This window comes from Enterococcus sp. RIT-PI-f (assembly GCF_001297065.1).
Lineage (GTDB): Bacteria > Bacillota > Bacilli > Lactobacillales > Enterococcaceae > Enterococcus_D.
In genome coordinates, this window is sequence record NZ_LHOX01000015.1 from 58,505 (window position 1) to 80,114 (window position 21,610).

Annotated in this window: 18 protein-coding genes and 1 pseudogene; 12 read left to right on the forward strand and 7 right to left on the reverse strand. The window is 40.4% G+C overall.

Features of this window, described 5'->3' with window-relative positions; all coding sequences use genetic code 11:
- Nucleotides 1-50 precede the first annotated feature (50 nt).
- Entirely contained in the window at nt 51-1,208 is a 1,158-nt protein-coding gene (locus AEQ18_RS07180; protein ID WP_054115666.1) for a spr1629 family repressor/antitoxin, read from the forward strand.
- A gap of 128 nt (nt 1,209-1,336) precedes the next feature.
- Here AEQ18_RS07180 and AEQ18_RS07185 read toward each other — a convergent pair whose 3' ends face one another.
- The 4 genes and pseudogenes from AEQ18_RS07185 to AEQ18_RS07200 form a co-directional block, all read right to left on the reverse strand.
- Nucleotides 1,337-2,632, reverse strand: coding sequence for an ISL3 family transposase (locus AEQ18_RS07185; RefSeq protein ID WP_054115667.1), 1,296 nt, complete (start codon nt 2,630-2,632; stop codon nt 1,337-1,339).
- A gap of 302 nt (nt 2,633-2,934) precedes the next feature.
- Nucleotides 2,935-4,104, reverse strand: a pseudogene (locus tag AEQ18_RS07190) (tyrosine-type recombinase/integrase).
- A gap of 13 nt (nt 4,105-4,117) precedes the next feature.
- Complete coding sequence (locus AEQ18_RS07195) at nt 4,118-4,303, reverse strand: DUF3173 domain-containing protein (RefSeq protein WP_054115668.1); 186 nt, start codon at nt 4,301-4,303, stop codon at nt 4,118-4,120.
- Nucleotides 4,304-4,311: 8 nt separating this feature from the next.
- Nucleotides 4,312-5,145: a rolling circle replication-associated protein gene (locus AEQ18_RS07200; RefSeq protein ID WP_235505509.1), complete on the reverse strand. Its 834-nt coding sequence runs from the start codon at nt 5,143-5,145 to the stop codon at nt 4,312-4,314.
- A 290-nt stretch (nt 5,146-5,435) separates the two neighbouring features.
- Here AEQ18_RS07200 and AEQ18_RS07205 point away from each other — a divergent pair, with 290 nt between their 5' ends.
- Nucleotides 5,436-5,780: a hypothetical protein gene (locus tag AEQ18_RS07205; RefSeq protein WP_054115670.1), complete on the forward strand. Its 345-nt coding sequence runs from the start codon at nt 5,436-5,438 to the stop codon at nt 5,778-5,780.
- 661 nt (nt 5,781-6,441) lie between these two features.
- Here AEQ18_RS07205 and AEQ18_RS07215 read toward each other — a convergent pair.
- From AEQ18_RS07215 to coaA, 3 genes are all read right to left on the reverse strand, one after another.
- A complete protein-coding gene (locus tag AEQ18_RS07215) occupies nt 6,442-7,401 on the reverse strand; it encodes a trypsin-like serine peptidase (RefSeq protein WP_054115672.1) in 960 nt (319 codons plus the stop codon).
- Between the two features lie 748 nt (nt 7,402-8,149).
- On the reverse strand, nt 8,150-9,715 hold the full coding sequence (gene guaA / locus AEQ18_RS07220; RefSeq protein WP_054115673.1) for a glutamine-hydrolyzing GMP synthase: 1,566 nt from the start codon (nt 9,713-9,715) through the stop codon (nt 8,150-8,152).
- A 77-nt stretch (nt 9,716-9,792) separates the two neighbouring features.
- Entirely contained in the window at nt 9,793-10,716 is a 924-nt protein-coding gene (gene coaA, locus AEQ18_RS07225; RefSeq protein WP_054115674.1) for a type I pantothenate kinase, read from the reverse strand.
- A gap of 198 nt (nt 10,717-10,914) precedes the next feature.
- On the opposite strand from coaA, the gene AEQ18_RS07230 reads away from it, so the two are divergent.
- The 10 genes from AEQ18_RS07230 (at nt 10,915) to deoB (ending at nt 21,602) form a co-directional block, all read left to right on the forward strand.
- Complete coding sequence (locus AEQ18_RS07230) at nt 10,915-11,520, forward strand: class I SAM-dependent methyltransferase (protein WP_054115972.1); 606 nt, start codon at nt 10,915-10,917, stop codon at nt 11,518-11,520.
- A gap of 146 nt (nt 11,521-11,666) precedes the next feature.
- A complete protein-coding gene (locus AEQ18_RS07235) occupies nt 11,667-12,686 on the forward strand; it encodes a LacI family DNA-binding transcriptional regulator (RefSeq protein WP_054115675.1) in 1,020 nt (339 codons plus the stop codon).
- A 123-nt stretch (nt 12,687-12,809) separates the two neighbouring features.
- The gene (locus AEQ18_RS07240; RefSeq protein ID WP_054115676.1) at nt 12,810-14,111 is read left to right on the forward strand and encodes a pyrimidine-nucleoside phosphorylase; all 1,302 of its coding nucleotides are present in this window, start codon (nt 12,810-12,812) and stop codon (nt 14,109-14,111) included.
- Between the two features lie 14 nt (nt 14,112-14,125).
- A complete protein-coding gene (gene deoC, locus AEQ18_RS07245) occupies nt 14,126-14,788 on the forward strand; it encodes a deoxyribose-phosphate aldolase (RefSeq protein ID WP_054115677.1) in 663 nt (220 codons plus the stop codon).
- Nucleotides 14,789-14,834: 46 nt separating this feature from the next.
- Complete coding sequence (locus AEQ18_RS07250) at nt 14,835-15,233, forward strand: cytidine deaminase (protein ID WP_054115678.1); 399 nt, start codon at nt 14,835-14,837, stop codon at nt 15,231-15,233.
- A 63-nt stretch (nt 15,234-15,296) separates the two neighbouring features.
- Nucleotides 15,297-16,415 carry a BMP family lipoprotein gene (locus AEQ18_RS07255; RefSeq protein ID WP_054115679.1) on the forward strand — a complete coding sequence of 373 codons (1,119 nt, stop codon included), beginning with the start codon at nt 15,297-15,299 and terminating at the stop codon, nt 16,413-16,415.
- Between the two features lie 211 nt (nt 16,416-16,626).
- Nucleotides 16,627-18,168, forward strand: a complete 1,542-nt coding sequence (locus AEQ18_RS07260) for an ABC transporter ATP-binding protein (RefSeq protein WP_162838225.1) — start codon at nt 16,627-16,629, stop codon at nt 18,166-18,168.
- On the forward strand, nt 18,161-19,312 hold the full coding sequence (locus AEQ18_RS07265) for an ABC transporter permease (protein ID WP_054115973.1): 1,152 nt from the start codon (nt 18,161-18,163) through the stop codon (nt 19,310-19,312). Before AEQ18_RS07260 ends, AEQ18_RS07265 begins: the two co-directional genes overlap by 8 nt.
- Nucleotides 19,312-20,265 carry an ABC transporter permease gene (locus tag AEQ18_RS07270; protein ID WP_054115681.1) on the forward strand — a complete coding sequence of 318 codons (954 nt, stop codon included), beginning with the start codon at nt 19,312-19,314 and terminating at the stop codon, nt 20,263-20,265. The genes AEQ18_RS07265 and AEQ18_RS07270 overlap by 1 nt, the downstream gene beginning before the upstream one ends.
- A 170-nt stretch (nt 20,266-20,435) precedes the next feature.
- Nucleotides 20,436-21,602, forward strand: a complete 1,167-nt coding sequence (gene deoB / locus AEQ18_RS07275) for a phosphopentomutase (protein ID WP_054115682.1) — start codon at nt 20,436-20,438, stop codon at nt 21,600-21,602.
- Nucleotides 21,603-21,610: the final 8 nt, after the last annotated feature.

The following is a 21,610-nucleotide window of genomic DNA, read 5'->3' on the forward strand; positions in this document are numbered from 1 at the left end:
AAAAGAAGTATCTAACTAGTTCTCATCGTAATGAAAAGGAGAGAATACACATGTTCCATGGTAAAAATCTGCAAGTTGTTAGAATGTTGCAAGGACTCTCACGTAAAGAACTTGGTGAAAAGCTCAATGTGTCAGAACAATCTATTTGGCAATTTGAAAAGCAGATGATAGAACCGTCCTTTGAAAATATTCTTAAAATGAAAGATATCTTACAAGTGCGATCAGATTTCTTCTTTGAAGAATTTATTGTGGAGCAAACGTTTTTTGAAACAAATGTTGCCTATCGAAAAGCAGATGTATCTTCGAGAAAGAAAATCAATAGTGAAGTTGTTTACTTAAATGTCGCTGCCAAAATGATCAACTATCTTGAATCATTTGTAAATGTTCCCCCTAAAACTTTATTAGCGCTTAGAAAAGAAAGCTTCAAATGGCTCAATGATGGAGGACCCAATGCGAAAATTGAAGCCGCTGCAGAGCAGGCAAGAAAGTTCTTAGGTATTTATCAGGACAATAGCAATCTTTTTTTGTCCTTAGAAAAATCAGGTATTTATGTCTTAGAAAAGAATATAGGCGGAAAAGCAGATGCCTATAGTGCATGGTCTACAGAAGACATACCTATTATCGTGCTTGGCATAAAGAAGTCGGCTGTAAGACGAAATTTCGATTTAGCGCACGAATTAGGTCATTTGCTAATGCATGCGCATGTTGATTTTGGGGTGTTGGATAAGACAGAAAGACAGTTGAAAGAAAGAGAAGCTGATTATTTTGCTTCATGTTTTTTACTGCCCAATGAAATAATGCAATCGGAATTTAAACAATTGAAAAAAATATCAAATCCTGATAGCTATGCACCATTGAAATTAAAGTACAATGTTTCAATTCAGGCGCTGGAAATGAGAGCCTATAAACTAGGTTTCCTCACTCCAAAGCAACACAGTTATTTTTATCGTCAAATTGCACTCAGAGATTACAGACAAGAGGAACCTTTGGACAGAGAAATCACGCTAAAACGTCCAGGGAAAATCAGGAGTATCTTCAATTTGATTTTAACGAATAAATTAACTGACGTGCAGAGAATAGAAAATGAGTTTAAATGCCAAAGACAACTTCTGGAAGAAATGTTTTCGATTGAACCTGCTTTTTTTGTGCCATTTGAGGAGCAAGATAAATTTACCGACTTGAATAATGTGTTGAGGGTTGAGTTTTGAGATGGTTATGGAGAGCTATGGCAGAATTAGTGGTTTAAAAAAAGCTGGCTCTTTGTCAATAAGGACTGATGGAAAAGATTTAAGTGAAACCAAAACAGATGCTAACAAATCTGTTTTGGTTTTTTATGTTATTTCACTTCAATTAAATGATTAATCATATAAATGCGTATTTTCATGTTCTCAAATGATTTGAATCCGTAGGATACTCTTTTTAGTGTTTTGATATGTGTGTTTTTTGCCTCGATTTTACCGTTTGAATAAGGATAAATCATTGCATTCCTTATGCCTTCTTCATACTTAAGCAAGTTCTGTAATTTCTTTCTAAATTCCTCATTTAAACTTTCTGGAAGATGTTTGAGCAAGTCAAAAAAGAAAATATGGTCCTTATCTCTAAATGCATCTGCCAAGTCATGGAATGCCTCATAAGCTTCCCTAAGGGAAGTGGAAAATGTAAGTAGTCTATCAATCATCATAGCTTCTGTAAGAAGAGGGTACTTAGGTGAACGGAAACTACGCCAAGACTTATATTCCGAATGATTTATATTCTGTCTATTTTTTGTTAGAAAACGCCAATTTACTTTAAGTTTCTGTGCGTCCTTTTTGAAACCTTTTATTTGTAAGGATTTCATTGTTCTTACACGTAGGTCTTGAAATGCTTGATTCATATGTTTAACGATATGAAATCGATCAATAACGAGATTGGCATTTGGAAATACCGTTTTGGTTAATTGAAAATAAGCTGCGTTCATATCAGTGACTAAATATTTTACTTGATCATTGTTAGAGCAGCTCTGAAAGTAGGTAGTTAGTCGCGATAGCTTACGTGTTGGCAAAATATCAATCAACTCTCCACTTTCTCTATCTGCACAAATAAAGCTCATTTTGTCTTCAAGTGAAGCATGTGATCGAAACTCATCCACCATCAATACTTTGGGAAGAACCTTTTTAGCGTTTCCTTGAAGATAGCTTTTGAGTTCTTTTAGTATTCGAATCACTGTAGTTAAGGACACCGTGCAAAGCTTAGCAATAAAACTCAAAGAAACTTTATCCGTTAGTAAAGAAATGATTTTGTATCTTAAATGATTGGCAATAGAATGTTTTGGAAGAACAAAGTAAGATTGTGCAGTCCAATAGGTTTCACAATTTTTACATTTGTAGCGCTGCTTTTTTAATTGCATAACCATCGGCATATGATTATATTCATCAAAACGTATAGTAGTTTTTTTCTTCCCATTTCTTACAATTATCGTTTTACCATCACTGTCTTTCACTGTGGATCCACATGATTTACAAGCTTGCGGGCAAGGAGATAGCGTTGCGTTGATCACTAAGCGCTGTTTTTTGTTCACTGTCTCGTAAGAGACATCTACAATTTCTAAATTTTTATCTGTAATCCTCAACAATTTTTTGATAGAATCATTCATATAGCATATCGTCCTCTCAGTTGTTTATTTTGTGGTGATTTAATCATACTAGAGAACGATATGTTTTTTAATACCTAAAATGAAAATTGGACTGAAGAATCAATTCTGATTCATCAGTCCAATAAATTATAGAGCCAAAAAGCTTGGGAACACTGATTTGATCAGTATTTCCAAGCTTTTTCGTTTGATTATTCCCACTCAAAGTGAGTTGGCGCTTCGAAACGCTGTTATATCAACGTTCTATTTCGCGAAGACCCATTTTGGTAGGGAATTGGCAGGGGGTAGTAGGGAGATAAGCAGGGTTAGAATTTTACTGCCTGATTTCCATTAAATGTTCCTACTTTTGATTCTTTTGCTAAGTTGATGAGAATGTTCCCAGTCATTTGTTGAGCAATCCCTTCATCGTTTCGACTCCAAAGATGGGCATAATGTTTTAGTGTGATTTCAGGACTCGAATGTCCTAATCTTTGGGAAACGATTAAAATATCGGCATTGAATTCATTAATTAAATAACTCACGTGTGAATGGCGAAGCCCTTTCCCTTGAACAGGGTGAATCTTTGCCAGTTTTGCGTAACGCTCGATGATTCGTTGGACAGTTGAGCGAAAGAGTGGTAAATCGGTATAGCTTAGAATGAATTGAGTGATTCCATGCTCATTTTGAACTTTTTACCACTCTTCCAGAATCTGAATCGTGACATCATCTAATGAGGTAATCCTCATGCCGCACTGCGTTTTTGTGTACGGCTTTCGGAAGAATTGCTGTTGATTTTTCATCTCCAGTGTGTGATGAATTCGCAACTTCTTTTTTTTTTAAGTCAACATCATTCCAATTCAAGGCTAATCCTTCACTCACACGAATCCCCGTCATATAATATAACCACAAAACAACAAAACACATATGTTCGTAAAACTCTTCTTTCGTCCAGTAAGCAACAATCGCTTTTCCTTTCGGGATTGCTTTTGTTCGTTTTGAAACATTCTCAGTTAAGAATTGAAGCATCACTGCATAATCAAGTGTTTTGCGAAACATACCATAGAGAAGTGAGCAGTAGGCTTGCGAGTAGCCACTATCGTTTAATAACCAGTTTCGAAAGCTTTCACAGTCTCTAACGTTTAGTTCACGTAATTTCTTTTCTTCAAAAAAATCAGTGATTCGTACTAAACCAGATTGACGAGAATCCCAAGTGATCGCTTGAACACTTGCTTGATAATGTGGCATATACGATAGTTCCATGAAATCCTTGTAGGACAAATCATAATTGGCGAAACCATTGGCGATATTGTACTCTTCCTTTATTCGAATTACTTCTTGATATGCTTCTTTTGCACTTGAAAATGGTTTTCCTAGTCGGTCTTTTGATGCTTTCTTTTGAATTCGTTTCCCTGTGATTTTATCGAGTCCTAGATAATTGAGTAATAAAAGCGTCCGTTTCCTTTTTGGTACACACAAGCATATTTTGTTTTTGCCATAGTAACATTCCTCCTAATCAAGAGGAATGCCGATGATTTCTTCAACAACATTGCGTGGAACTACTCCTACTCTCTTATTATTATAATAGGGATAGCCCTTTGTTACCATCATTAATTTTACCTGTCGGATAATTGTGACTGCTTGGTGTGTTTTGAAGCCGAGTTTTTCCAAGTCAGTTTTGCTAACTTTATTTTTCATACGGATACCTACTTTCGTGTTTGTTTTTTTAGTTTGTGGTACTGTACGGTTATATTTGTGAATTCCAGACCATTTTCATTGGTAGATTGGCTGTCTGAAAAGATAGGTTGTTTCAGTGTATACGTATTTGAATGTAGAATTTCATAGTCACTCGTATCAACGGTTTCATCTACCATTGTTTTCGTTACAGAAGGAACTTTCAGATTTCTTGATTTGAAAAAGGCTTTTTTCTTGTGATCTTTCAGTTCTAAGTCTTTATCAAAATATTTGCTAATGTACCGACCACGATTTTCTTTTGCATCAACATCGATTTTATTTATTTTTACAAAGCCATACCCCCAGATTTTTGATAGTTTGTTAAAATCTATGTAAGGAAAACTAAACAGAATAATATGATAATGAATTGCTCCTCGCAGTTGTTTTTCCCAAGTAGCTAAATACTTTAGTTTGGCTTTTTTTGTTTTGAATACGCTATAATTTAAGCGCTTGATAAACTTTTCGAACTCACCGTTAGCGTAGGCGATATTAGCGATATTTTCTTTGAAGGTCAGAGCTAAGAATTTTGTATTATGATCAAAATTCAAATCAACTAAGCGAGCGATTTCAAAGCGCATATGCTTGTAATGCTTGCTTTTTCGTTTCAATGAATCATATTGTTCAATAGCTGATAACTCATCAAAGGTTCTTTTTTGACTGAGTTGTTCATCTAAGAAACAATTGGAAGGATCATCTTCACTTTTCTTACTACGCCTTGGATAAACAGGTGTCTGATAATCATATACCTCGATATAGGAATCAGAATCGATAATTTTTTCATTGTACATATCCCTCACTTCTTTCACAAAACGAAAGCTATATTTTTTGATTGGGATTGGATTTGTAAAAAAGCTACAGGTGGATTATTTTGGTCAAGACCTCCTCAAAATTATTCTCAAGATAGATATGATCCAAAGTTTGAAGAAGAGAGACAGATTGGAAATCGGCTCTCTAATGCACTGCTGAAGTATATATATCCTATTCTATCTTTATTTTGTTTTTAGAGATTCGTTGATATTAAGGGGAATGCTTAAGAAAGGGATTTAAACAATCTTTAGTTTATGGATTAGAAAAACGAGAAGGTAGGGGATACCGAGTGGACAATCAAGACTGGATTTTAAAACAAATGGAACTCCTTGGACAAGGATTTGGTATGCTGATGAAGAAAGAATTTTCATCAATCGATTTAGGTGAGATTAAAGACGAAAATGGGAAAAGTTTCTCTGTTAGGGAAATTATAACGAATTATATGATGGAAAGACAATATGAGAAAGCTTTTCATGTAGTTAACTCGTTAAAGTATAAGTTTTCAGTGTATGATTTTGAAGTTGTTTCAGATTGGTTTATCTCAACACTGAAATTAGAAAGTAAAGTAGGTGTGGCAGGTATAGATCAATTGAAAATTAGTGAGTATTCAGAAAGATTAAAGGATTTGTTATAAAATCAAAAAAGTAAACTAATTTAAATTTGGTAAAAAAGCTTGTTTACTTTAAAGCGACCTCCCAAGGTTAGACCTGAAATTTAACCTTGGGAGGTCGCTTTAACATCTAGTGTAGGTGTTTTTTTTACAGGGGGGATACTCTTAATACCATTTGTTTTACTACTTTCGAAAATGAATGTTTGTATTAATTCTTCTCTTTTAAACCATAGATATAATTATTTTTTTGCTAGAAAAAGAGAAGAAATACAAGTATGAATTACCATCACTTAATTATCTCTACATACTTAATTTCTGTGATTTTTGCAGGATAAGATTCCAATATGACTCCCGAGAAATGTACTTCCACATAACTTCCGTTAGGGATTTCAGGAGCGCTAAGTGGGAGTATATGCCAGTTGAAAAAATATTCTGAGTGTGTTCTCAGAAGAAAACTAGTTCCTTGATCATATCGACCACTTTTTACACTGTTCATATAATCTTGTTCCTGTTTTTCATCTGAATATTTATCACGGGCGTCAAGCCATCCAGACCAATAATACCCTGTAATTATCGAAGTGGGTTTTGATTCGGATTGTGTGTCGTAAAATATATTTTGAATTACAAATCCACCTAAAATTAGGAGCATGAATCCACTAAAAAAATATAAGTAGCGCTTCATATATTATATAATCGATTGGATGAAATTAAGGTGCGCCTGAGTAAATGCTGGACCACCGTTATATACTGCTACGCCAGATTCGAAAGAGCCAAAAGAATGCACACCAATAATCTGATTGCTCGTGTTTAAAATCGGGGCTCCGCTTTGACCATGGTTTGTATCGAGAGTATATCTAAATACACCATTAACGATGTTGGCTGTTCCAGTCATCTCATATTGATCGAATCCTTTATCGCCAGGATATCCACCTACTCTGATAGCTGTGGTTCCGGTAGCTGTACCTAGTGATAGTCCTCCGGTTATAGAAGCAATATTACGGTCTGTCCTTGCAACAGCGAAATCAAATAAAGGATTTTGATTTGTAGTAGAGTACTCATTTGGAAGCCCAATATGTGTCACAGAAGCAAAACCATCGATAGTAGGTGTACCTTGTACTGTTCTCATTCCCCAAAATATATTAGCTCCGACTGCTTGCTGGTGGAACCCATTTATATCAATAAACATATGGGCACAAGTAAGAATTTTTCCATCAGGTAGTACGGCACCACTCCCTCTATATACCGCTAAATCAGATGTTGCTGGACGTCTAAAATAACTTTCAATATATACTGTTTGTCGATACGGAGTAGTAAAAATATTGGCTACTTTTGTTCTGTTATCTGAGCCGATAATTGCAAATGGAGCAAATAGGGAATCGGTGTCATTTAAAGATCCATGGTACGAAATTTCAGAAATTGGATCTTCTGGATTTTCATGGTTCCAAACTTCAATCATTTTATCTGGATTGTTAAAATGCTCACCTAATTTTTCAATTGTTTCGGTACTAATATCCTCTTGAACATACGATACTTCTTCCGTCAAGTTCAATGTATTCTCAACAATTTCAAGGGCATTTGCATTAATTCCCAGTCCTAAAAAAAGTAGTGTAAATGATCCTATTACAAATAGTTTCAGTCTTCTCATAATTTTATTTCTCCTTATCTATTTTTTAAATTTATTAGGAAACAAAAAAATTGACAAAATTCTGCAACATAACAAGTTTCGGTACTTACAACTGGCAACTGGGTTAATTTTTTGTTCTTATATAAATAACTCACCTCTCTTCCTTCTTACCACAAGAAACAACATAATTAAAAATGGAATTAAGATTCCTAGCCCGCTTTTCACAATATCGCCTACTTTCACAAAATATCATATTCCAACATTGTCTTAATCACGCTCAAGATAAGAATAACTTGACGACTGTATTGTGGCTGTTTATATGAGATTCAACCGCTTTCTAATTATTTTATAATGAAAGAGGTAGACCGATCTTTTTAGGGTGTAATTGCTAGAAGCTATTAATATCATCGCTAATATATCGAATATTCAGAAAATTCATCTTAGAAACAATGCATGATTTATAATTCTTACAAACTAAAATTATCACAAAATGTCAAAAAAATCAAAAAATATAATGTTTTTTGTGTAAAATAACTAAATAACCTCCGTTAATAGTAAATAATATTAAGATAGAAGTTGTTTCTAGTTAATAATCTAGAAATATAAAAGTAGGGAACAACCCAAAAAAAGCTTGTTTACGTCAATGTAGACAAGCTTTTTTGGTAGGGAAAAAGGTAGGGAAGCATATCATTTTTAATGAAATTCAGGCATTTTAAAAGTTGAAGAACGTTGATATATCGGCATTCCCCATTCATATTTTGTTGGCTCTTTATTCCCACTCCACAGTAGCAGGTGGCTTACTCGTAATATCATACACGATCCGATTCACGTGAGCGACTTCGTTCACGATCCGCACGCTGATTTTTTGCAAGACATCCCAAGGGATTCGGGCAAAGTCAGCGGTCATGCCATCGATAGAGGTTACTGCACGGATACCGACAGTATAATCGTAAGTCCGGCCGTCACCCATCACACCAACAGAGCGGATGCCAGGTAAGACAGTGAAATATTGCCAGATGTCGCGGTCTAAACCAGCATTGGCGATTTCTTCTCTTAAGATCGCGTCAGAATCACGGACGACTGTCAGTTTTTCTTCGGTTAATTCACCCAAGACACGAATACCCAAACCAGGACCAGGGAATGGTTGGCGCCAAACGATACTGTCAGGCATGCCAAGTTGGGTCCCTAATTCACGGACTTCATCTTTGAATAATGTGTTTAATGGCTCGATCAATTTGAATTGCATGTCTTCAGGTAAACCACCCACGTTATGATGTGATTTGATGGTTTGTGCTGTTTCAGTGCCTGATTCGATCACGTCGGTATAAAGGGTACCTTGCGCTAAGAATGACACGCCTTCTTCACCGGCCAATTTTGTTGCTTCGTCATCAAAGACATAGACAAATTCATTCCCGATGATTTTACGTTTTTGTTCAGGATCAGAAACGCCGGCCAATTTAGACATGAAGCGTTCTTTGGCGTCAACTTTGATGATGTTCAGACCAAATTTACCGCCTAAACTTTCCATCACTTGTTCGCCTTCATCTTTACGCAATAAACCATGATCCACAAAGATACAGGTCAATTGGTCGCCGATCGCTTTTTGTAAAAGGACACCGACAACAGAAGAATCCACACCGCCGGAAAGGCCAAGCAAGACTTTTTTGTCACCGACTTGTTCACGGATTTTGGCTACTTCCATATCAATAAAGTTATCCATGGTCCAATCGCCAGTACATCCGCAGACATCGATCGCGAAATGGCGCAGCAAATCATTGCCGTATTCAGAATGGCGCACTTCTGCATGGAATTGGATGCCGTACATTTTGCGGGCTGCATCTTGGATCGATGCGATTGGGCAGTCCTTGCTTGTCGCGACTACGTCAAATCCAGCAGGTGCGGCTGTCACTAAATCGCCATGACTCATCCAAACCGTTTGTTTGTCTGGTGTGTTTTGGAACAAAGCTGCATCTGAAGACAAGACTTCTAATTCTGCTTTGCCATATTCACGGTTTTTGGCGGGCTCTACTTTGCCGCCTAGTTTATAAGTAATCAACTGCATACCGTAACAGATACCCAGAACTGGGATGCCTAGTTCAAAAATTTTCTCATCGATACCGAAAGAGTTTTCGTCATAGACGCTATTTGGTCCACCAGAAAGAATGATCCCTTTTGGATTCATGGCCTTAACTTCTTCAGCGGTAATGCGGTGGCTCAATAATTCAGAGAAAACACCGAACTCGCGGATCCGGCGCGTAATCAGCTGGTTGTACTGACTACCGTAATCGAGTACGATAATTTTTTCGACGTTTGGCAAGTTGTCAACGTTTGTCACAATAAATTACCTCAATTCTTTTAATTTTTATTGAAAAAAGGAATGGTCCTTTCAACAGCATAACATAATGGAAGGGATCAATACTTGCGTAAGAACACTTCATCGATCAAATGGTGCTTGGTTTTATGAAGAATTATATCGGCTCTGCTGCGTGTAGGCAAGATATACTCGTGTAAATTCTTTAAATTCACATTTTTCCATACTTCTTTTGCCATTTTGATCGCTTCTTTCCGGTCACCGATGGCATATTGGTAATAATAATTGCTCGGATCTTGGAAAGCTGTGTCCAACAACGACTCGAAGCGTTCAATGTACCATTTTTCGATTAGTTCAGGTTGCGCGTCCACAAAAATCGAGAAATCAAAGAAATCACTGATATAGATTTGTTGATTAGCGGGCAATTGCAACGTATTGATCCCTTCCACGATCAAAATATCTGGTTGGCTGATCATTTCGTAGGCATCGGGGATGATATTGTAGACTTCATGTGAATACATAGGAATCTTGATATCTGGTTCGCCAGATTTTACAGCATTCAAGAAATTGATCAAAGCTTCCATATCATAACTCTCAGGGAAGCCTTTACGGTCTAAGCTGCCGCGTGCTTCCAATACTTCATTCGGGTATAAGAAGCCGTCAGTGGTGATCAGCTGGACATTGCGTCTAGGGAAGAGGCGTCCTAATAAGTTTTGGACCAATCGCGCGGTGGTGCTTTTGCCCACGGCGACGCTCCCAGCAATGCCGATGATAAACGGCGGCATTTTGACATAACGGTGCAAGAAAAGTCCTTTGCTGAGGGTCAATGATTCGAATTCTTTCATATACAAATGGATCAAATGACAGAGTGGCACATACACGTCTTCTACATCTTGAACGGAGATCCGGTCGTTCAAACTTTTGATATTGTCTAATTCTTCTTGGGTAAATGGCATCATGCCGTTGGTATAAAAACCTTGCCATTGCTCACGAGGAATTTGGTAAAAATTCATGGTTTCTTGCATAATAGGCTCCTTCTTTACAGCACGGTTCAATGAAGTCAAACCGGTCATCGGCAATCGGCTGTCTTATTCAGGCGGCGGCTTGCTTCTGCTCGAAAATAGTTTACCATAGAAAAGACAGCTTCCACTAGAAAAGACCTAAAATCTCTGTTAAGATTGCAAAAAAGCAGCAATAGTTGTCTAGAAAGAAAGGAAATGCCGATGAGTAATCATTATTATACAGAAAATCCCGATACAGCCCATCAATTTGAACAGTGGTCCTTTGAACTAAAGGGCAAAATGTTTCAGTTTGTGACAGACAGCGGGGTGTTTTCTCGGGATACAGTCGATTATGGATCCCGTGTGTTGATCGATACTTTTGAGTGGGCACAGTTACCAGAAGGTGCGTTGTTGGATGTTGGCTGCGGCTACGGTCCGGTAGGCTTGTCATTAGCATATGCTAGTCAAAGAGCTGTGGAGATGATCGATATCAACCAACGAGCGGTGGAGTTGGCTGTGGGAAACGCCCAACGAAACGGCATCGAACAAGTCGATATCCATCAATCGAATATCTATGAAACATTGCACCAAAAAGCATATGCAGCGATCCTTAGCAATCCGCCGATCCGTGCGGGTAAAGATGTCGTACATGAAATTTTGACAGGGGCCTATCCGTTGCTGAAAATCGATGGGACGCTGACAATCGTGATCCAAAAGAAACAAGGCGCACCTAGTGCCCAAAAGAAAATGCAAGAAACCTTCGGGAATGCGGAGATCATCAAGAAGGACAAGGGCTATTACATCATTCAAAGTATCAAAGAGGCCTAGCCTCCTTGATACTTTTTTTATCGTTGGCCACCCCGAAATTGCTGACATTTTAGTGTCAGCGAAAAAAGAAAGTATCGTCGGCTGAGAAAGGGTGCTATTTTTTTGGTTCAAAATTTGCTACACTTTAGGCAAGAGAGGTGAGAAGTATGAAAATGACCATCAAGCAGATTGCTGAAATGGCAGGTGTGTCTGTCACGACGGTGTCTCAGATCTTAAACAACAAAGGCAGCCGGTTTAGTGAAGAGACCCGCAAACGGGTATTAGATATTGTCAACAAATACCATTATAAGCCAGATTTTTTTGCTTCAAATCTAATCAACCGCCATTCCAAGACGATCGGTATGATCGTGCCTGATGTGACGGATTTCTTTTTTTCTAAAATCATTGAAGGGGCGGAAAGCTACTTTAATCCCCTAGGATACATGCTGGTGTTATGCAATTCGCGCCATAGCCAAGAAAAGGAGATCCAATATTTGAATGAGCTGTCTCATCGTTCAGTCGACGGGATTTTGCTGGCAACGCCACATTTACTGCCAGAAGAATATTCATTGAAAAGCGGCTTCTTTGCCGATCGTCCAATCATTCTTGTCGACCGTGGCATCAATCAGCGGGACAATGGCCGTTTGATCGTCAAGGAGTATGAAGGGGCCTATCAAGCGGTCAGTTATTTGATCAAGAATGGCCATCGCAATATTGGTATGCTGAAGGAAAGCACTGGCTACTATCAATTAGAAGAACGTTTCAACGGTTATCGTCATGCGTTAAAAGACCATCAGATTCCATTTAAAGGAAGATACGTAGAGAGTGAAGAATTGACCGTGTCGGGGGGCTATGAAGCGACGAAAGCATTGCTGAAATATAAAGAAATCACCGCTTTTTTCTGCGGCAACGATGCGATGGCGATTGGCTGTTATCAAGCAATTTATGAAACAGGCAAAAAAGTACCAGAAGACATCTCAGTCATCGGTTTTGATGCGTTGAAGTTATCTGAATATATTACGCCGCCATTGACGACGGTGATGCAGCCAACGTTCGAGATCGGCTTTACCGCAGCCAAGTTTTTAGTTGATGCGATCGAGTTTCCAACGCGTCGTATTCCAAATAAGATTTTTGATACAAAATTAATTATTCGTGAGAGCGTGAAGACATTGACAAGCAAGGAATAATGCGGTATATTTCTTCTTGTAAGTGTTTTCATTGTTTTCTCGTATTTAGTAAACCGTTTTACTAAAGTGGTTTACCAGAGAGAAAATTATTGTATAATGTTAGAGGAAGCGAGGGTCATTTCGATGCGAATGGTGGATTTAATTGAAAAGAAACGTGACGGCAAGTCATTAACGAAGGAAGAAATTGACTACATTGTAACTGCGTATACTGAAGGTAGTATCCCAGATTATCAAATGAGCGCCTTGTTGATGGCTATTTACTATGTAGATATGACAGATGAGGAGATCACAAATTTGACGTTGGCGATGGCCAATTCTGGCGAAGTGATCGATCTTTCTTCGATAGAAGGAATCAAAGTAGACAAACATTCAACCGGTGGTGTGGGAGATACGACCACCTTGATCTTGGCGCCGTTAGTTGCAAGTGTTGGTGTACCAGTAGCGAAGATGTCTGGCCGCGGCTTAGGCTATACAGGTGGTACGTTAGACAAATTAGAAGCAATCCCAGGTTTTAAAATCGAAATTCCGGAAGAAGAATTTATTCGCTTAGTCAATGAAAGCAAAATGGCAGTCATTGGCCAATCCGGAGATCTGGCCCCAGCAGATAAGAAATTGTATGCCTTGCGGGACGTGACAGCAACAGTCAGCTCGATTCCATTGATTGCGAGTTCGATCATGAGCAAGAAAATCGCGGCAGGTGCTGATGCGATCGTCTTAGATGTTACGACCGGTGACGGCGCCTTTATGAAGAATATTGATGATGCCAAACGTTTGGCCAAAACAATGGTCCGTATCGGCAAATTAGCCAATCGACAAACGATGGCAGTCATTTCAGACATGTCCCAACCGTTAGGTGAAGCAATCGGCAATAGTCTAGAAGTAGTGGAAGCCATCGAAACCTTGCAAGGAAACGGACCAGAAGATTTAACTGAGATGTGCTATGTATTAGGCAGTCAAATGGTCGTTTTGGCTAAGAAAGCTGACTCGATAGATGAAGCCCGTCAAATGTTGTCCGAAGCGCTCCATTCCGGCAAAGCATTGTCTAAGTTTCGAGAAATGATCGTTAATCAAGGGGGCGATGCCTCAGTGATCGACGAGCCAAGCAAAATCTTGACTGCGCAGTATGAAGTTGAACTGCCAGCCAAAACCAGCGGCGTCGTAACGAAACTTGTGGCCAATGAATTAGGGATCGCAGCCATGATGTTAGGGGCTGGACGTAAAACAAAAGAAGAAGATATCGATCATGCAGTAGGGATCAAGCTGCACAAAAAAGTCGGGGAAGCAGTATCTGAGGGAGAATCCCTTCTGACCATATACAGCAATACCGAAGCCATTGATGAAGTCATTGCATTGATCGAAGCAAACATTGAAATTGGGGATGAAGGCGCTGAACCGCCACTGATCCACGACGTGATTACAGAATAAGGAGCGAATAAACCATGGAATTGAATCGAATGATCGACCACACAATACTAAAAGCGGACGCCAGCGAAGAGGATGTTTTGCGCATTATTGAAGAGGCGAAGACCTACCACTTCTACTCTGTTTGTATCAATCCCACTTGGGTTGCTTTTGCAGCAGAACAATTACAAGGTGAACCTACAGCTGTTTGTACAGTGATTGGCTTTCCTTTAGGTGCCAATACATCTGAAGTCAAAGCATACGAAACGACAGATGCCATCAATAATGGGGCAGATGAAGTTGATATGGTGATCAACATTGGTGCATTGAAATCGAAGCAATATAAGAAAGTCCAAGCAGATATCGAAGCTGTAGTTGCCGCAGCGAAGGACAAAGCGCTCGTCAAAGTCATCATCGAAACAGCTTTATTAGACAATGAAGAAATTGTCAAAGCTTGTGAATTAGCCAAAGCGGCGGGGGCAGATTTTGTCAAAACGTCTACTGGTTTCTCAACAGGTGGCGCAGTGATCGAAGATGTACGCTTGATGCGTGAAACGGTCGGCCCTGAAATGGGTGTCAAAGCTTCGGGCGGAATCCATAATGAAGCGGAAGCTGCAGCAATGGTTGAAGCTGGTGCAAACCGTCTAGGAACAAGCGCAAGTGTGGCCATTGTCACAGGCTCAACTGGCGGCGGCTATTGATCAGCACTTTTTCTAAAAGAAAAATACGCAAAGAACGAGGATTATCATGACAACAGCGAAAAAAGAATGGATCGAAACAGCCGTAGCTGCTTTAGACAAAGCGTATGTGCCTTATTCTAAGTTTCCAGTAGGTGCTTGTTTGGTAGGGAAAAGCGGGACTGTTTATCAAGGAATCAATATCGAAAACGCATCTTTCGGGTTAACCAACTGTGCCGAACGGACTGCATTTTTTAAAGCTATTTCTGAGGGCGAAAAGGACTTTGATCATTTAGTTGTGGCTGGCCACACACCTGATCCAATCTCACCTTGCGGCGCTTGTCGCCAAGTGATGGTTGAGTTTTGTCAGCCAACGATGCCTGTTACCTTGGTCGGTGACAATGGTGTGACCAAAGAAACAACGGTTGGCGAGTTATTGCCATATTACTTTACCAATAAAGATTTATAAACCATGTTCATTCAGTCGATGCGGCTGTTGATAAAAAACTATATTTTAGGGGGCTTTACAGCAATGAAAAAAGCAAAATTATTTAGTTTAGGGATTGTTGCAGTAGCTGGTTTAACATTACTAGGTGCTTGCGGCAGCGGCAACTCAGGTTCAACTGATTCAACTGGCGGCAGTGCAGCAGAAGGATCAACCGATGCAGCACACAGTGTTGCGATCGTAACCGATATCGGTGGTGTGGATGACCGTTCATTCAACCAATCAGCTTGGGAAGGATTGGAAGCATGGGGTGAAGAACATAGTATCGCTCGTGGTGTTGGCGGTTATGACTATGTGCAATCAAATGAAGCGTCTGAATATACAACAAACGTAAATGGCGCCGTTCAAAATGGTTTCAAAACAATCTTTGGTGTAGGGTATCTATTGAAAGATGCGATCTCAGCAGCAGCTGACCAAAACCCTGATACACAATTCGGGATCATTGATGATGTCATCGAAGGCAAAGACAATGTCGTTTCAGCAACGTTTAAAGACAACGAAGCAGCATACCTTGCAGGTTTTGCAGCAGCTTATACAACAAAAACAAATAAAGTCGGCTTCATCGGTGGTGAAGAAGGCGTCGTCATCGACCGTTTCCAAGCAGGTTTCGAAACTGGTGTGGCTGATGCGGCAGAAGCATTAGGCAAAGATATCGAAGTTGTAACTGAATATGCAGCATCATTCGGCGATCCTGCAAAAGGTAAAGCGTTAGCTGCTTCAATGTATCAAGGTGGCGCGGATGTGATCTTCCACGCTTCAGGCGGTACTGGTGCTGGTGTCTTCCAAGAAGCAAAAGCAATCAACGAACAATTGAGCGATGCGGATCTTGAAGACAAAAAAGTTTGGGTTATCGGTGTAGATAGCGATCAACAAGATGAAGGTGCATTTACTTCAGCTGATGGTACTGACGATAACTTCACATTGGCTTCAACATTAAAAGGTGTTGGCGCAGCAGTACAAGATATCTCAACACGTGCATTAGAAGATAACTTCCCTGGCGGCGAACATATCGTTTACGGCTTGAAAGATGGCGGCGTGGACATTACTGAAGGTTACCTTTCAGACGATGCCAAAGCAGCAATCGAAACAGCAAAACAAGATGTGATCGACGGTAAAGTGGAAGTTCCAGAAACACCAGAAGACTAATCCTTGTCATTCTGTGATGGTTTTGCCCCAATCATGGGGCAAAATCATTCTTTGATAGATGTTTACTGTATTGATGAAAGCTTTAGGTTTTCATGAGGATAGTAATCTTCCAAAGCAATAGCCATTATTTTAGACCATAGATTGTCGATAGTATAGCGAATGAGAAAGTAAGGATGTGAGAAATTTGGCTGAGGAAAAATATGTTGTAGAAATGCGTCATATCACCAAAGAGTTTGGCACATTCAAAGCCAATGACGATGTCAACTTGCAAGTAAGACCAGGAGAGATCCATGCACTGCTTGGGGAAAATGGAGCGGGCAAGTCAACCTTAATGAACATGTTGTCAGGGTTATTGGAACCAACCTCTGGCGAAATCTGGATGAATGGGCAAAAAGTAGCCGTTACCAGTCCGACTGCTGCCAATAAATTAGGGATCGGGATGGTCCATCAGCATTTCATGCTGGTCGATGCCTTCACTGTGACTGAAAACATCATCTTGGGCAGCGAACCCAATCGCCTTGGCTTTATAGACCGCAAAAAGGCGCGGACGGAAATCAAGAAAGTCTCCGAACAATACGGCCTTTCAGTTGATCCAGATGCCTATGTCAGAGATATCTCTGTTGGTATGGAGCAACGGGTCGAAATTTTAAAAACCTTGTATCGTGGTGCGGATGTGTTGATCTTCGATGAACCAACGGCTGTATTGACACCGCAAGAAATCGAAGAGTTGATCACGATCATGCGCGGTCTTGTACGAGAAGGCAAATCGATTATTTTGATCACCCATAAATTAGATGAGATCAAAGCAGTAGCGGATCGTTGTACCGTCATTCGACGTGGAAAATGTATCGGTACTGTCAACGTAAAAGATGTCAATTCACAACAATTGGCAGATATGATGGTTGGTCGTTCTGTTTCTTTCAAGACACCGAAAAAAGCAGCGACACCAAAAGAAGTGGTGCTGTCAGTTGAAAACCTGGTGGTCAAGGAAAATCGCGGTATCGAAGCTGTGAAGAACTTGAGCTTAGAAGTACGGGCCGGTGAAGTTTTGGGCATTGCTGGGATCGATGGCAATGGACAATCGGAATTGCTTCAAGCCATTACAGGACTAAGAAAAGCGGAAAGCGGCAAAGTGTTATTGAATGGAGATGACATTACCAACTTCAAGCCACGTAAAGTAACGGAAGCTGGGGTAGGGCATGTGCCAGAAGATCGCCATAAATATGGCTTGGTCTTAGATATGATGCTATCTGAAAATATCGCCTTGCAAACGTATTACCAAAAACCGTTGAGTAATTACGGTGTGCTCGATTATGGCGAGATCAATGAATTTGCTCGAGAATTGATCCAAGAATTTGATGTGCGGACGGTCAATGAAATCGTTCCTGCAAAGGCGTTATCAGGCGGAAATCAACAAAAAGCGATCATTGCGAGAGAAATCAGCCGGGATCCAGATCTGTTGATCGTGGCCAATCCCACTCGTGGGTTGGACGTTGGAGCGATCGAGTTTATCCACAAACGCTTGATTGAACAGCGTGATAAACTGAAAGCTGTCTTGCTTGTCAGCTTTGAACTAGATGAGATTTTGAATGTATCAGACCGAATTGCTGTAATCCATGCTGGTGAGATCGTCGGTGTTGTTGATCCGAAAGAAACATCAGAGAAAGAATTGGGCTTGTTGATGGCTGGCTATTCATTAGAAGAAGCTAGACGCGAGTTGCAAATGGAGGAAGTAGGTGGTTCTGTTGAATAATCGCAAGACACAATTACGTAATATCCTAGTACCGATCATTGCGGTACTCCTTGGGTTTATTCTAGGCGGCATTATCATGGCTGCCTTTGGTTACAGTCCAATTTTGGGCTATCAGCAAATGTTTAAAACCGTGTTTGTCAATGCGCAAACTGGCGGCATCAATGCCCGCAATATCGGTGAGATTTTTGTAACGGCTGGGCCGTTGATTTTCACAGCACTAGGCTTTGCCGTAGCAAATTCAGCTGGGTTCTTCAATATCGGGCTTTCTGGGCAAGCGTTAGCTGGCTGGGTCGCAAGTATTTGGGTTGCTTTGGCCATGCCAGATGCACCAAGACTCGTTGTCTTGCCTTTGGCAATCATTGTGGGTGCCTTATGCGGCGCCATTGCTGCGGCTATTCCGGGATTCTTACGGGCCTTCTTTGGCACGAGTGAAGTGATCGTAACCATCATGATGAACTACATTTTATTGTATACAGGGAATCATTTGGTGAACAATGTGATGAATGAATCTATGATCACTACGAAAGGTGTCACCAAGATGATTGGTGACAATGCCTCCTTACAAACACCTTTCTTGGCAAATTTGACCAATAACTCTCGCTTGAACTTAGGGATTTTCTTGGCATTGATTTTCTTGGTTTTGGTATGGTTCTTAATGAAGAAAACGACGTTAGGTTATGAAATCCGTGCAGTTGGGATGAATCCAACCGCATCTGAATATGCTGGGATGAGCAGTAAACGGACGATCATTATCTCAATGATCATTTCGGGTACCTTGGCTGGTCTTGGTGGTGTCGTTCAAGGTTTAGGTACCTTCGAAAACTTCTTTGTTCAAGGTTCTTCTTTGAGTATCGGGTTTGACGGCATGGCAGTATCGTTACTTGGTAGCGGCTCGTCTATCGGTATTTTATTGTCGGCGCTCTTGTTCAGTATTTTGAAACTAGGTGGACAAGGTATGCAGTTTGCAGGAATTCCATCTGAATTGGTGGATGTGAATATTGCCATCATTATTTTCTTTGTTGCCATCAGCTTTGTGATTCGCTTCTTGTTAGCGAAAATCTTCGACGGCAAGAAAGAAGCAGCGATCGTGCAAGAGATTGAAGCAAAACCAAACAATCAAGATCAGGAAGGGGGGACCATCTAATGAATATTAGTTTAATTTCTTCCATCGTTACACAAACATTGATTTATGCATCTCCTTTGATCCTGACCGCATTAGGCGGGGTTTTCTCTGAGAGAAGTGGGATCGTGAACGTTGGGCTTGAAGGAATCATGGTGATGGGTGCCTTCAGTTCGATTGTTTTCAATCTTGAGTTTGCGTCACAGTTTGGAGCATGGACACCATGGTTGGGTATGCTCGTCGGCGGTTTGGTCGGAATGGTCTTCTCACTGCTTCATGCAGTGGCAACGATCAATTTCCGGGCGGACCATATTATCAGTGGTACAGTGATGAATCTGATGGCGCCAGCATTGGCTGTCTTCTTGGTCAAAGCGATTTATAACAAAGGCCAAACGGACAACATCCAACGTACATTGGGCTACTTCAACTTTCCGGTTTTGAAAGATATTCCAATCATTGGCCCAATCTTCTTTAACCAAACATTTTTGCCAGCTTATTTTGCCATCTTGATCTCGATCATTGCATGGTTCGTTATTTTTAAAACACGCTTTGGTTTGCGTTTGCGCTCTGTCGGAGAACACCCGCAAGCGGCAGATACTTTGGGTATCAATGTGTATGTGATGCGCTATTCAGGTGTATTGATCTCCGGTTTTCTTGGCGGTATGGGTGGTGCATTGTTTGCCCAATCAATTTCTGGACGTTTTGCAGTCACGACAATTGCTGGTCAAGGTTTCATCTCGATGGCGGCCATGATCTTTGGTAAATGGAATCCACTAGGTGCGATGGGTGCGGCGATTTTCTTTGGATTCGCGCAAAACATCAGTATCGTTGGTGGACAGTTGCCAGTAATTTCTTCTATCCCAGCAGTTTATCTGCAAGCGGCACCGTATGCATTGACGATCATCGTTTTGGTTCTTTTCCTTGGAAAAGCAGCTGGTCCGAAAGCAAATGGGAAGAATTATATTAAATCTAAATAATTTTCAGTATGAAAGGGTGGGGCTATGGGACATGAATGTGTTGCTATGTCCTGCCCTTTTTCTATGTTGTTGTAGACATCGGTACCATTCAAAAAATAAGCAATTCAGCATTTTTTGCTTGAATTTAGTATGATAGTAAGGAAAACATTAAAAGAAAGTAGGGAATAGATATGTTTAAACGAATACACTTGATCGTCATGGACTCAGTCGGAATCGGAGAAGCACCGGATGCTGCGGATTTTGGTGATACTGGGTCAGATACGTTGGGGCACATTGCGAAAGAAGCCGGATTGACGATTCCCCATTTGGAACAACTTGGATTGGGCACGATCCGACCGTTGGAGGGTGTCAAACATGTGGCGGACCATCAAGGTTATGCGACAAAATTAGAAGAAATCTCTGTTGGGAAGGATACCATGACTGGACATTGGGAAATCATGGGGCTGAATATCCAAAAGCCTTTCCGCGTTTTTCCTGAAGGGTTCCCAGATGCGTTATTAAAACAAATCGAAGAATTTTCTGGCCGTAAAGTGGTGTGTAACTTGCCTTACTCTGGTACTGCAGTCATTGATGATTTTGGTGAACATCAAATGAAGACGGGTGATTTGATTGTCTATACGTCAGCAGATCCAGTGCTGCAAATTGCAGCCCACGAAGAGATCATTCCTTTAGAAGAACTCTACCGCATCTGTCAATATGTCCGGGATATCACCAAAGATGAACCATATATGATCGGACGAATCATCGCCCGTCCATATCTAGGAGAGCCTGGTAACTTCACACGGACCAGCAACCGTCATGATTATGCATTGGATCCTTTTGGCAATACGGTTTTAGATTCATTGAAAGATGCCGGTAAAGCTGTCATTGCTGTTGGGAAAATCAATGATATCTTCAATGGACAAGGGATAACTGATTCTGTTCGGACGAAGAGTAATATGGATGGTGTTGATCAACTGCTAAATGTGATGAAACAAGACTTTACTGGTTTGAGTTTCACCAACTTGGTTGATTTCGATGCTTTATATGGCCATCGTCGTGATGTTGTTGGTTATGCCCATGCCATTGAAGACTTTGACTTGCGCATTCCAGAAATCTTGGATGCAATGGGGGAAGATGACTTGCTCTTGATTACAGCGGATCATGGAAATGACCCCACTTTCCCAGGAACAGACCACACAAGAGAATATGTCCCATTGTTGGCTTATAGCAAGCAATTCAAGAATCAAGGGGCTTTGCCGCAAGGTCATTATGCAGACATTTCTGCAACGATCGCCGAAAACTTCGGGGTTCAAGCAACAGAAAATGGCGAAAGCTTTTTAAATCATTTAAATTAGAGGTGAAG